Origin of the sequence: Pseudomonas sp. NFACC46-3, assembly GCF_900114515.1 — a bacterium.
GTDB classification, from domain to species: domain Bacteria; phylum Pseudomonadota; class Gammaproteobacteria; order Pseudomonadales; family Pseudomonadaceae; genus Aquipseudomonas; species Aquipseudomonas fluorescens_Q.
Window position 1 is genome coordinate 409,931 of record NZ_FOTH01000001.1, and the last position, 12,595, is coordinate 422,525.

The window sequence follows — 12,595 nt, forward strand, 5'->3', positions numbered from 1 at the left end:
CGACAGCTTGATTTGATGGGATTCAGGGATGGGGCGAAGCGCTATTCATCCATGAAAGACGCTACAGGTGTAGCGAGTAGCGCTACAGTGGCGGCACAGGTGTAGCGCGGTAGGCGCTATTCACGAATTGGCAATAGCCGATTCTGCCAGTTTGAGCGGCTTCTAATCGACGGCATTCGCAATGGACTCCAGCACATGATCAGGACAATATTAACCGGGCGAAAAACCCTTAACCTAAGAAGCAGCGCTCTCAACCTGTTTGACATCGATTCGATCTCTCTGCTCATTGGCAAGAATGGATCCGGCAAGACTCGAACCTTGCAAGAAATCGCTGAAGCTTTCGGCACAAGACGCAATCAATCACTGGACGAACCCTGTAAGATTATCCTCAACACCGAACGCCTGGCCACACCGGAGCAGCTAAACGATTGGGGAATCCTGTACTACACGCCCGCACAAAACAGGCCAAGCCTTCGCAGTACCAAAAACTTCATCAACGCCTCAAAGCGTCCAGTGGAAAATCTCAATAATCTAGACCGCTACTCTAACATTCTGGCTGCCTTCGGCCTCGACGTAGAGTTGACCGCTACATTGCGAGCTGAATACCGAAAAATTGCTCGACTGTTAGCTGAAGCATTGTTGAAAAACCGGCAGTTTCGTACCGCTGCCATTCTCGATGCTTTTAATTTCGCCGAACTCGAAGAGCGCAAGCGAATATTTGATAATGTCTCGGAGTTTGAAACCAGCCAGTCGGAATACAACCTTGCAGATTCCCGCTATACCGAACAATTTCAGACCCTCGTTGAGTTACTGCTACGCAAGCTACACCAAAGCGCCAGGGCGCATCAGGTTTTTGCTTGCCTTGCTGTAGTTACCCAACTACTGGAGAAGCGCCAAGCCAGTATCGTTTTGGTCATCAGCTTTCTCAAAACATATCTGGATTTTGAGTTCTTACCTTCGCCGCAAGATGATCCACGCCTGCCTGAATTGCACCGACTTGCCAAAATGACCGAATACCTGCTTAGGCATGAGCACTTCGAACCAGCACCAGGCAGTAGCAGCAATGTTCTAATCTACACTCGGCCCCTGATTACCCAAGAGCAACGTATCAGACTCGAACGATTGGAAGCGTTCAAGCTTTGTCGACTTGGGTATCCTCATATCAGCTCAGGACAATGGGCGATCATGCAACAAATCATCGCTTTGTACGAATCATTGAAGGAATTGCGAACCCGTGGGTTCCGCAAGTTACTGGTAATGATCGATGAAGGCGACGCATTTTTACATTTGGAGTGGCAACGGCAATATGTCTATCAAATCAACGACTTCTTGAGCCAATGCAAGGAGGAGCTCCAGATCGATTGCCTACAATTGATTCTGGCATCCCACTCCCCTCTACTGGCTACTGATGTGCCAAGAGAGTTCGTTGCGACTTTTGACAGTGATGAACCGCAGCCATCCTTCGGCGCCCCCATGCAATTAGTATTAAACCGCTCGTTTGGTGCCCGTTCGATGGGTGCATTTGCCATCCGAGAAATTAATAAGACTCTGCACAATGCCGCCCAAGGCCAAATGACGGAGCGAGACAGGTATGTCCGGAGCATCATCGAGGACCCTATCATCTCAAGGGAAATTGATTATCTGCTGAACAAGGAGCGCTCGTAATGCTGATCAATATATCGGACGTCTGGAAAACGGCATACGCTTCGCACAATCGTTACTTGGAAAAATGTATCAACGAAGGAATAAAGTCGCTCAAAAAAACATCTATCGAGAAACCCGCCACGCAATTTTTGAATTTCCTCAAAATCCAGTTAACCGCTAAGAGTCCGAGCGGACTGCAGTCCTCCATCCGTTATTATGAGAAACTGAAGCGAAAGATTTCTCGACACGAACGCTCCGTACTGGATTCCTTTCTAAGAAAGACATTCGATTACAAAAAATTCACTTCCAAGCGTGTACATTGCTGGTCAGCATACAAACTGTGCAAAAGCAGCACTTACAAAATATGCCCCTATTGTCATCACGCTTACATGCTCACCACAAAGGAAGCAGAGAAAGGCATCAGGCCAGACCTGGATCATTATTATCCTCAGCATCGCTACCCGTATCTTGCATTGGCTTTGCACAATCTCATTCCCAGCTGCTCGATCTGTAACTCTCGCCTGAAGGGCGCCGAGGATACAGGCGACCATTCCTATTTGCACCCTCTGTTCGACTCGGAATCCCTGCATTTTCGTTGCGAGAAGCCAGGTAGTACTATAGTCGACATTGTAAGCGACTTCGAAAACATCAAAGATCAGTTGAAAGTTCGGATCACCTATGACCCTACCTGCGCCAAGTCAGTCAATACCCTGCGAATGTTCCAGCTACACGAACGTTACGATCTGTTTTCCCAACAAGGTGCTGACTTCGTCGGTTCAAAAACCAGTATCGATGGGCTAGATGAATTGCTACAAGCCCACGCTATAGGTCCATTGCAAGAGGGTGCATTCCTGGCTCTTCCACCGAGCAAGGAAAAAGAAATGCGGCAACTTCGATTCGATCGAGAGCGATACAAACACTATTTGCACGGAAAAATGTTCGCTGATTTATATGATCAATTCGACCGGACCTCTTTACTCAGCAGACCTTATCCTTAGAGCAAAAGACTCTTCATCTTTGCAAGGGCGCATGCTATCGGTGATCCGGCTCCCCACGGCTTAATGACACGCCTGTCGTGACACAAAAATGACCTCAATCGACATCATGGGCGTGAAGACGATCAGGGTCGCGGCCATTGACCAATAGTTTAGAAATCTCTGAACTATCTTTTTGCGCTTCCCTATTCTTTCCGCCAACCGCCCCTCCCTACTATTGCGGCAACAAAGGAGCCTTTCCATAGAGATGCGGCCCGAAGCTTGCCTTTTCTGATTGTCACTGCCGTTCGTTGTGCGTTTCGGTTAGCGCCGCAACGTCGCTGTGTCAATCATGCGAAGGAACCTTTGGAGTCGATCGATGAAGCTGGAAATATTCCGAACGTTGTGGGGCTATACCGCGAGCAAGGCACAAGCGCTCGATGAGTTGCTTGAAGCCGGGTTCGATGGCATGGAAGCCCGCCTGCCCATGACCGCCAGCGAACGCGCCGAGTTCGCAGCCTTTCTACGCATCAACAAAGTCAGCTATATCAGCACCGTCTTCAGCGCCTACGACGTTCTACCGGAACAGTCGGCAACCGTCGACGAACACCTTCTGGACCTCGATAAAAAACTCGGCTGGGCGGCTGAGTTGGCACCGCGCTTCGTCAATCTGCTGGCTGGCAACGACCGCTGGCCACTGGCACAGCAAGTCGACTTCTTTGGCCGCGCGATGGACGTCGCGCGCAAGCATGGCCAGGTGTGCGCCTTTGAAACCCATCGCGCTCGCTCGTTATTCAATCCCTGGGTCACCCTCGAGCTGATTCGTCAACTGCCGGACCTGCGCTTCACCAGCGACATCAGTCATTGGGTCGTCACCTGCGAACGCCTGCTCAACGATCCGGAAGACGACCTCAGCGCCTTCGTCGAACGCGTTCACCATATCCAGGCCCGAGTCGGTTATGACCAGGGACCGCAAGTGCCTCACCCCGCCGCCCCCGAGTACAGCCAAGCGCTTGCCTTCCATCAGCAACATTGGGAGGCCATCTGGCGATCCCAGGAAAAACGCGGGTATCAGGTCAGCACGCTGACACCGGAGTTCGGCGCCGACGGCTATCTGCATCACCTGCCCTTCACCAACGTGCCGGTGGCCGATCTGTGGTCGCTGAACGTGTGGATGGCAAACACCGAGCGCGAGCATTTTCGGCGTTTCGCCTGCACCTCAACCCGATAAGGAGCGCTGCCTCATGCCTGACAAAACACCAACGACCGCCAACTTCAATCGCATTCCGGTGGTGGACATCGCCGGGCTGTACAGCGACGACATCACTCAGCGCCAGGCAGTGGCCGAAGAACTGGGTAACGCCGCCCGCGCAGTCGGTTTCCTGTACATCAAGAACCACGGCATCGAGCCGTCACTGATCGACGGCTTGCGTCAAGCGGCGAAGGACCTGTTTGCCCAATCGCTTGAGTACAAAATGCAGCATTACATCGGTACTTCACGCAGCCACAAGGGTTTTGTGCCTGAAGGTGAAGAGGTCTATGCCAAAGGCAAACCGGATCACAAGGAAGCTTTCGATATCGGTTTCGAAGTGAGCGAAGACGATCCGCTGGTCATTGCCGGCACGCCATTGATCGGGGCCAACGAATGGCCAGACTTGCCGGGCTTCCGTCCCGCCGTCGAAGCTTACTACGCCGCGGTGTTTGCATTAGGTCGTCGCTTGTTCAAGGGTTTCGCCCTCGCCTTGGGCCTGGAGGAAGACTATTTCGAGGCAATGGTGACTCGCCCCCCGTCGAAGCTGCGCCTGATCCATTACCCGTTTGACCTGGCGGCTCAAGACGCGCCCGGCATTGGTGCGCATACCGACTACGAGTGCTTCACCATCTTGCTTGCCGACAAGCCAGGCCTCGAGGTGATGAACGACCAGGGGCAATGGATTGATGCGCCGCCCATGGACGGTACTTTTGTGGTCAACATCGGCGACATGCTGGAGGTCATGACCGCAGGCACATTCGTCGCTACGGCTCACCGAGTGCGAAGCGTCAGCGAAGAGCGCTACTCGTTCCCACTCTTCTATGCGTGCGACTTCCACACGCAAATCAAGCCACTGCCGCAGTTTCTTGAAGGCGGTAAGGATTACGAGGAAATCACCATCGGTGAGCACATGTTTGGTCAAGCGTTGCAAACCTATCAATACCTGCGCCGCAAAGTCGAACGCGGCGAACTCAAGCTGTATGAGCGCGCACGCAAGCCATCGAGCTTCGGTCACTTGAAGAACCAGACGCAGGAAGCGTCCTGATGCCCCCGCCCAGTTCCAAAACAGCCCTGTTTCAAAACCAGTCCAATCCTACTTTTTCGACGTGGAGTCACCGATGATGCGCAATCCAATGAATATCGCTGTCCGCTTGTCCCTGCTGGCCTTCGCGATCCTCGGTGCGGCAGGAGCCCACGCAGCGACGACGGTGACACCCGGTGCCCTCAAGGTCGGTATGGAAATCACCTATCCGCCCTTCGAATCATACGACGAACAAAAAAATGTCGTCGGCTCCGACCCCGAACTGGCGCGGTTACTCGCCAAACATCTGGACCTCAAGGCTGACTTCGTTGACACCAAGTTTTCCAACCTGCTGCTGAGCCTGAACGCCGGTCACTATGATGCGATCATCTCGGGCATGTACATCACACCCGAACGGCAGACTCAAGCGCAAACCATCCCATACGCCAAGACCGGCGCAGCGATCATGGTGCTGAAGGACAGCCCGCTGAAACCGAAAGTACCGGAAGACCTCTGCGGCCTGAAGGTCGGCCTGGAAAAAGGCACCACTTGGGTGACGCAATTCAACAAACTCTCGACCGATTACTGCGTCCCGAATAACAAGGGCGCGATCATGGTCAGCGAATTTCCGTCCGCCCCTGAAGTGACCCAAGCGCTGCTCTCCGGCAACGTGCAGGCTCAGGTGGAGATCGACGGCGCCGCCGGCATGATCGCGGAACGCACCAAAGGCCGGGTAGTGATCAGCACCGAGCACTCGATCTATCAACAGACACTGGGTATTTACGTCAAAAAGGACAACGACGCGCTCTATCAGGCGCTGCTCAAGGCCTTTGACGCGACGAAAGCGTCAGGTGAATACGCCGCCCTGTTGAAGAAATACAACCTGGAAGAACCGACTAACTGACTCAGTGCAGCCCTGTGGGAGCGAGGCCGCTCCCACAGTCGGCGGCGTTCGCTTGACTGCCCGGCATAGGTGAAGCCTCCGTCGACGCCAGCAGTTGGAGGTACACATGCAATTTGAATGGCCCTACTTTTTTTCTCTGTTTTCGGTCTCGGACTTCTGGAAAGCCTGCATTACGGTGGTGGAACTCAGCACGCTGGCCTGGTTTATCGGCATGCTGCTGGGCTTCCTGCTGGCGTCGGCCAAGCTTTCGGCCACGCGTTGGGTCAGCGTGCCAGCGTCGGTTTACATCTGGTTCTTTCGCAGCGTGCCGCTGCTGGTACTGGTGGTGTTCGTCTATAACTTGCCGCAGATGTTCCCGATCACCCGTGGCGTACTGTCCAACCCGTTCTATTCCGGCCTGTTCGCGCTGGTGGTGACCGAGGCGGCGTACATGGCGGAAATTCATCGTGGCGGCTTGATATCCGTTGCCAAAGGCCAGAAAGAAGCCGGCCGTGCACTGGGCATCGGCCTGATCGGCCTGCAGCGCCTGATCGTGATCCCACAGGCGTTCCGCATTTCCCTGCCGACACTGATCAACGAATACATCACCGTGGTGAAACTGACCTCGCTGGTCTCGGTGATTTCCTTGACCGAACTGTTGACCGTGGGCCAGCGCCTTTACGCGCAAAACTTCCTGGTCATGGAAACCCTGTCGGCCGTGGCGGTGTATTACGTGCTGATCGTGACCGTGCTCGGCTGGCTATTTCATTGGCTGGAGCAACACCTGGAGCTCAACAACCGCAAACCACAAACGCTGGATGACATCAGCCTGCGGCGTCTGCGCGCGTCACCGGCGGCGCCCTCTCCGGCGGACGCTCGTACAGCGCCGGGGCCTGGCTCGGCACCCGCCCTGCGACTGGTCAACATTCACAAGCGCTACGGCCAGCACGCCGTGCTCAAGGGCATCGACCTTGATGTCAACGTGGGTCAGGTGATCTCCATTATCGGTCCGTCGGGATCGGGAAAAACCTCGCTGATTCGGACCGTCAACGCCTTGGAAAGCATCGACCAGGGCGAGATCATTCTGTTCGGCGAAAGCTATATCCACGCCGGTGACAACACCAACACGCAACAAGTACGCCACGGGGTACAGCGCATCGGCATGGTGTTTCAGAGCTTCAACCTGTTTCCCCATCGCACCATTCTCGACAACGTCACCCTCGCGCCGCGCTATCACGGCCGCGACAAGTCCATCAGCGAGCAGCGCGCCTACGCCCTGCTGGACAAGGTCGGGCTGCTGGCTCACGCGCAAAAGTATCCGCATCAGTTGTCGGGCGGCCAGCAACAACGCGTGGCAATCGCCCGCGCATTGGCGATGGATCCCCACATCATGCTGTTCGATGAGCCTACTTCAGCCCTTGACCCGGAACTGGTCGGCGATGTGCTCAAGGTGATCAGCGACCTGGCAAAAGAAGGCATGACCATGTTGATCGTGACCCATGAAATGGACTTCGCCATGTCAATTTCCGACAGGGTGGTTTTCATGGAGGACGGCCTGGTCAAACTGGATGCGAAGCCTGGGATGATCCGAGCTGATCAGTGCGGCGAGAGAATCAAGAAATTCATGCGGGTCTGAACTGGGTGTGATTGGATCCTCACACCCGAGATGGGGTGTATCGCTCAAGCAAGCTGGCGAGTCATTCTGATGGGGATTCATCAAGATCGTCGTCAAGGCTCGCAATGCATGCGTCGAGCAATTCGTGCAATACAGCCACGCGCTCCACGCCGAGTAGACCATTGAGCGCGCGCTGTGCCTCCTTCCAGGCCCGCTGGCCTTCGGCTTGCTTTACGCGTCCTGCCTCGGTCGCTTCGACAAGGCGACTGCGGGCATCGCCTCCTGCACCAATCTCCAACCACCCCTGAGTGGTCAGGGACTGCATGTTTCGAGTCAAGGTCGAATTATCCATCTGCATTTGCCTGGCCAGGTCACTCGGCCGAATAGGCCCCAGCCTGACGACATGCGACAACAGTGCGTACTGCGTGTTCTTGAGGCCGGACTCGGCGACGTAGCGGTCGTAGTGACGCGTCACCATGCGATTGAGCTGGCGCAGCTTCAGATTGGTGCAGCCCTGTGGCTTGATAGTATTTTTCATGGGGTATATTGTACCTGCAATATTTGTATATGCAATTGTCTGGAGAGAAGGAAATGCCGATGGAAGTCGATCAGGTCGTTGCTCACTGGAACGCGGAGGAAAAATCGGTTCGTGCGCGCTTGCTGGTCGCCGATACCGCGCCGCAGGATCAGATCGCCGGTCGAACAGGCATGGAAGTGTTCGAAGCGATCTTTGCTGGAGAACTGCCTCCCCCACCCATCGGCGACACGCTCGATTTCGTGCCGATTCACATGGAGCCCGGCATTGCCGTCTTTCAAGGTCGCCCACAGCGCAGGCACTACAACCCACTGGGCACCGTCCACGGTGGATGGTTCGCTACGCTGCTCGACTCGGCCGTAGGTTGCGCGGTGCACTCGACCTTGCCCGCAGGCAAGGGCTACACCACGCTGGAGCTGAAGGTCAACATGGTGCGCCCCCTGAACGACCAGGTCCCGTTGGTGCGTGCCGAGGGCAAGGTCATCCATGCGGGGCGTACAGTGGCGACGGCCGAGGGCCGGATCATTGGCCCCGACGGCAAACTGTACGCGCACGCGACGACCACCTGCCTGATCTTCGATCATCCCGCAGCCACACAGGGGATCTCTCATGGCCAAGGTTGAGACCGATCCTGGCGCACCCGTTACCCGCGAAACACGCGACGCCCAGGCCTTTGCGCCGGCACTGTCTGAAAATACCATCCCGACTTGATCAATGGTGAAAACATGAAATATGCATCCTTCGGCAAAACAGGACTGAGTGTGTCCCAGGTCGTGCTCGGGACAGGCAACTTTGGCACGGGCTGGGGCTACGGCGCGGATCCCGATGTCAGCACGGCAATCTTTAATGCCTACGCGGAGGCCGGCGGCAACTTCATCGATGGGGCCGATATCTACCAGTTCGGACAATCCGAGGAGCTGCTCGGGACCCTTCTGAAGGGCCGGCGCGAGAATTTCGTCCTGGCGACCAAGTACACCCGAGGCGCACAGCCCAATGCTGATCGCCTCGTCACCGGCAATAGTCGTAAAGCCATGGTGGCCTCGGTAGAGGCAAGCCTGAAGCGACTCGGAAGCGATCGCATCGATCTCTACTGGGCGCATTGGCCGGATGATGTCACGCCCACCGAAGAAATTGTCCGTGGGTTCGAGGATCTTGCCCGTGCGGGCAAGATCCTTTATGCCGGCCTCTCCAACTTCCCTGCTTGGCGGCTATCGCGTGCGGTCACCCTTGCCGAGCTCACCCACTCGGTGCCGATCGCCGCGGCGCAATTCGAGCATAGCCTGGTCCACCGCGAGCCCGAGGCTGATCTGTTCCCGGCTTCGCAGGCGTTGGGATTGGGTATCGTCACTTGGTCGCCACTCGGCGGAGGCATGCTGACCGGTAAGTACCGCAAGGGCGAGAAAGGACGCGCCGAGGGCCTCGGTGGCAAGGTGTTCCAGGCAGAGAATAGCGAGCAGCGTACACAGGTCCTAGATACGGTGATCGCCATCGCCAACGAACTGGGCGTCAGCCCCGGTCAGGTCGCCATCGCCTGGTCCGGCACGCACGGGTCGTTGCCCATCATCGGCCCGCGCTCGGTCGAGCAATTGGCCGACAACCTCGCCGCCCTGTCGGTTGAACTGTCAGCCGAACAGATTCATCGGCTCGACACCGTTAGCAGCTTGTCACCTTCGATGCCTGCAAGGACAGCGACCCCTTGGGCTCGCGCAGCAGCGCAGATCGTGGCTTGAACGTGGGCGGGTGATGCAAGCCGACGACAAGAAGGCCAGACTCAACTGTATGCATCACCTGCCCGGCCCCCTTTATTGCCTGACATGTTCCTGTCAGCCTCCCGTCACCCTGACGTCAGATCGTTGCGCCTAAAGTAATGCCAGGATTGCTCCTGCGGCGCCAGCGTGAACCTGCGGGAGCGAGCCTGCCCGCTCCCGCAGGAACCTGGCTTAACCAGAGATTCCGCACCCTTGGTTGCTTTTTGCCGGAGCTCTTGTCATCAGGCGGAAGGAGAAACGCAAATGAACCACCCTGACGGGCACGACAGCGCGCTTGATCAATTCATCTGGCCATCGCCAGGCGGTATCCTGAACCGCAAAGACCTGTTGCTTCGCCTGCGCGCCGAACAGCGATTCATGGCCGCACAGGACCCTGCATGCAGGCTCGATCAACAAGACTACCTGCTTTCCCTGATCGATTCGGTATCAACACGGGCCGACGGCGCCGCGCAACGCTCAGGTTTCGATGCCCGGCGAATGCGTAGCGTCATCACTGAAGCGGCCACGAGAAGCCATTGGGGCAAGCCCTCAGGCGGTTGCCGAACCCAGGGCATCGCCGCACACTACGATGCGCAGACTTGCATGGCCGCGGTAGTTGATGTCGAGCTGAGCGACGAGGGGCGCTTGATTGTGCATGACACGGTATTTGTCGCTGACCTGGGCGCTGTAGAAAACCCCGGTCGCCTACGCGCCCAGCTTGAAGGCGCGTGCCTGATGGGGGTCGCATTCGTGGCATCTTCTGAATTTGATATGACGGCGGCGGATCTGTGCCCGACGATCGCCCAACGCCCCCGCTGGCCACTCGTCTCATGGCTGCCAGGCCACATCGCGGTACATTTGATCAACCCTACGGGTGCGCTCCAGGCCTGCCAGCCCAGCCAGCTGAGCTACGTACCCATCGTCCGGGCCTTGTGCAATGCGATTCGCAAAACCTCGGACAAGCGTACCAGCGATTTGCCACTCAAAAGCCAATCCCTCGAAAGAATGGGCGGACGTTAAGTCACTGCCGGCTTCAAATAACCCCAGCGTCAGGGCTTTCAGCGGCGCCGCACGGGTGGTTCATTACCATTTGGCAATCCGATGGCCACAAAAGCTGGGTAAAGTATTTCTTCCAACTGAGTGAGATTTCGCGCCATGCCTTCGACTCCCGGTGTCCCGTCCAGCATCCGTGGGCAACGCGGCGCGGACCTGCTCGTGAAAGTACTGCACAGCGAAAGCGTCCGCCATGTGTTCGGCAATCCGGGAACAACGGAGTTGCCTTTGCTCGATGCGCTCTCGGGCGTCTCCGATATTCACTACGTGCTCGGCCTTCAGGAGGCCTCCGTCGTGGCGATGGCCGACGGTTATGCCCAGGCCTCCGGCCGCCCCGGTTTCGTCAACCTCCATACAGCAGGAGGCCTTGGCAATGCGATGGGCGCCATCCTGAACGCGAAGATGGCGAACACGCCGCTGGTGATCACTGCGGGCCAACAGGATACCCGCCATGGCGTGACCGACCCGCTGCTTCATGGTGATCTGGTCAGCCTGGCCCGACCGAGCGTCAAATGGGCGGAGGAAATCCAGCACCCCCAACATATCCCGATGCTGTTGCGTCGCGCTCTTCAAGATTGCCGCACAGGGCCGACCGGCCCGGTTTTCCTTTCGCTACCGATCAACGTGATGGAGCAGCACACCGATGCCGATGCTGGCCAGCCGTCGCGAATCGAACGAGGTGCGGTGACTGCGGCGATTGACCCGTTGGCTGACGCCTTATCGACGGTTACCCCCGGCCGTCTGGCGATTATCGTCGGGGAAGAGGTATTCCAGTCGAATGCCCAAGTGGAAGCGGTGAGCCTCGCCGAAGCACTTGGCGCGCCGGTCTTCGGGCCATCCTGGCCCGGGCATATCCCCTTCCCCACCGCTCATCCTCAATGGCGCGGAGCCTTGCCACCCAAAGCTGCCGATATCCGCGAAACGTTCGCTGACTTCGATGCGGTCTTGCTTCTCGGCGGCCATTCGCTGATCAGTTACCAATACTCGCAAGGCCCGGCGATCCCCCCTCATTGCCGTCTCATTCAATTGACCGGCGATGGCCACCAACTGGGCAGAGTGCATGGAACGGCGCTGGGATTGATAGGCGACATCAAGCTGTCCTTGCAATTGTTGCTGCCATTACTGGATCAGGCACTGGCCCCGCACAGCCAGGCAATCGCGACGCTGCGAAATGTCGCTGCACGCGAGCGCGGTACCCGCCGAATCGAAGTGGCCGAGCGCGCGAAGCGCGAATTCAATGGGCCCGTGACAACGCCTTTCGTTGCGGCCCATGAAGCTGTCCGGGCAATCGGCCCTGATGTGTGGATCGTCGACGAAGCACCGGTCACCATCGCTCATGTGCGTGCTTGCCTGGATTCGCATTCGGCCCGCCAGTACCTGTTTACGCGCAGCGCCATCCTCGGCTGGGGCATGCCGGCGGCTGTCGGTACTTCCCTTGGCCTGGACCGCACCCCGGTGGTCTGCCTGGTCGGCGATGGCTCGGCGATGTATTCACCCCAAGCGCTTTGGACAGCGGCACACGAGCGTTTGCCCGTCACCTTTGTGGTCATGAACAATGGCGAATACAACATCCTGAAAAACTACGCGCGTAACCAGGCGCACTACCGAAGTGCCGGTACGAACCAGTTCATCGGCATGGACATCCGGGACCCGGCCATCGACTTCCAGGCCCTCGCCTCCTCCCTGGGGGTTACTTCGCGCAGGGTCGAGCGCGCCAGGGATATTGCTGAAGCGGTCGAGGATGGCATTCGCTCAGGTCGCCCCAACCTTATCGAATTACCGATTATGGCTTGAAGCTAACGGGCGTTCACCTTATTGCGGCCCTGCGTCAGGCGACCGTGATCGGCATCATGGGTGATGAGTTTGATTA

General features: G+C 57.1%; 11 protein-coding genes. 10 read left to right on the forward strand and 1 reads right to left on the reverse strand.

Annotated features, from left to right (window positions below; genetic code table 11):
* Positions 1-195: 195 nt before the first annotated feature.
* From BM300_RS01685 to BM300_RS01710, 6 genes are all read left to right on the forward strand, one after another.
* Positions 196-1,665 carry an AAA family ATPase gene (locus tag BM300_RS01685; RefSeq protein ID WP_092461819.1) on the forward strand — a complete coding sequence of 490 codons (1,470 nt, stop codon included), beginning with the start codon at positions 196-198 and terminating at the stop codon, positions 1,663-1,665.
* Positions 1,665-2,642, forward strand: coding sequence for a hypothetical protein (locus tag BM300_RS01690; RefSeq protein ID WP_092142264.1), 978 nt, complete (start codon positions 1,665-1,667; stop codon positions 2,640-2,642). Before BM300_RS01685 ends, BM300_RS01690 begins: the two co-directional genes overlap by 1 nt.
* A 355-nt stretch (positions 2,643-2,997) precedes the next feature.
* On the forward strand, positions 2,998-3,849 hold the full coding sequence (locus BM300_RS01695; protein ID WP_092142267.1) for a sugar phosphate isomerase/epimerase family protein: 852 nt from the start codon (positions 2,998-3,000) through the stop codon (positions 3,847-3,849).
* A gap of 13 nt (positions 3,850-3,862) precedes the next feature.
* On the forward strand, positions 3,863-4,915 hold the full coding sequence (locus tag BM300_RS01700; RefSeq protein WP_092221707.1) for an isopenicillin N synthase family dioxygenase: 1,053 nt from the start codon (positions 3,863-3,865) through the stop codon (positions 4,913-4,915).
* A gap of 73 nt (positions 4,916-4,988) precedes the next feature.
* Positions 4,989-5,795, forward strand: a complete 807-nt coding sequence (locus tag BM300_RS01705) for an ABC transporter substrate-binding protein (protein ID WP_371914645.1) — start codon at positions 4,989-4,991, stop codon at positions 5,793-5,795.
* A gap of 106 nt (positions 5,796-5,901) precedes the next feature.
* Positions 5,902-7,410 carry an amino acid ABC transporter permease/ATP-binding protein gene (locus BM300_RS01710; protein WP_092221705.1) on the forward strand — a complete coding sequence of 503 codons (1,509 nt, stop codon included), beginning with the start codon at positions 5,902-5,904 and terminating at the stop codon, positions 7,408-7,410.
* Positions 7,411-7,471: 61 nt separating this feature from the next.
* Here BM300_RS01710 and BM300_RS01715 read toward each other — a convergent pair whose 3' ends face one another.
* On the reverse strand, positions 7,472-7,927 hold the full coding sequence (locus tag BM300_RS01715) for a MarR family winged helix-turn-helix transcriptional regulator (protein WP_060742910.1): 456 nt from the start codon (positions 7,925-7,927) through the stop codon (positions 7,472-7,474).
* A 59-nt stretch (positions 7,928-7,986) separates the two neighbouring features.
* Between BM300_RS01715 and BM300_RS01720 the strand changes: the two genes are divergently transcribed.
* The 4 genes from BM300_RS01720 to BM300_RS01735 all read left to right on the forward strand — a co-directional run bounded on the left by BM300_RS01720 (position 7,987) and on the right by BM300_RS01735 (position 12,519).
* Positions 7,987-8,547 carry a PaaI family thioesterase gene (locus BM300_RS01720; RefSeq protein WP_092142276.1) on the forward strand — a complete coding sequence of 187 codons (561 nt, stop codon included), beginning with the start codon at positions 7,987-7,989 and terminating at the stop codon, positions 8,545-8,547.
* A gap of 102 nt (positions 8,548-8,649) precedes the next feature.
* On the forward strand, positions 8,650-9,654 hold the full coding sequence (locus BM300_RS01725; protein WP_092461821.1) for an aldo/keto reductase: 1,005 nt from the start codon (positions 8,650-8,652) through the stop codon (positions 9,652-9,654).
* A 282-nt stretch (positions 9,655-9,936) separates the two neighbouring features.
* Positions 9,937-10,692: a molybdopterin cofactor-binding domain-containing protein gene (locus BM300_RS01730; RefSeq protein ID WP_092461823.1), complete on the forward strand. Its 756-nt coding sequence runs from the start codon at positions 9,937-9,939 to the stop codon at positions 10,690-10,692.
* A 135-nt stretch (positions 10,693-10,827) separates the two neighbouring features.
* Entirely contained in the window at positions 10,828-12,519 is a 1,692-nt protein-coding gene (locus tag BM300_RS01735) for a thiamine pyrophosphate-binding protein (RefSeq protein ID WP_092461825.1), read from the forward strand.
* Positions 12,520-12,595: the final 76 nt, after the last annotated feature.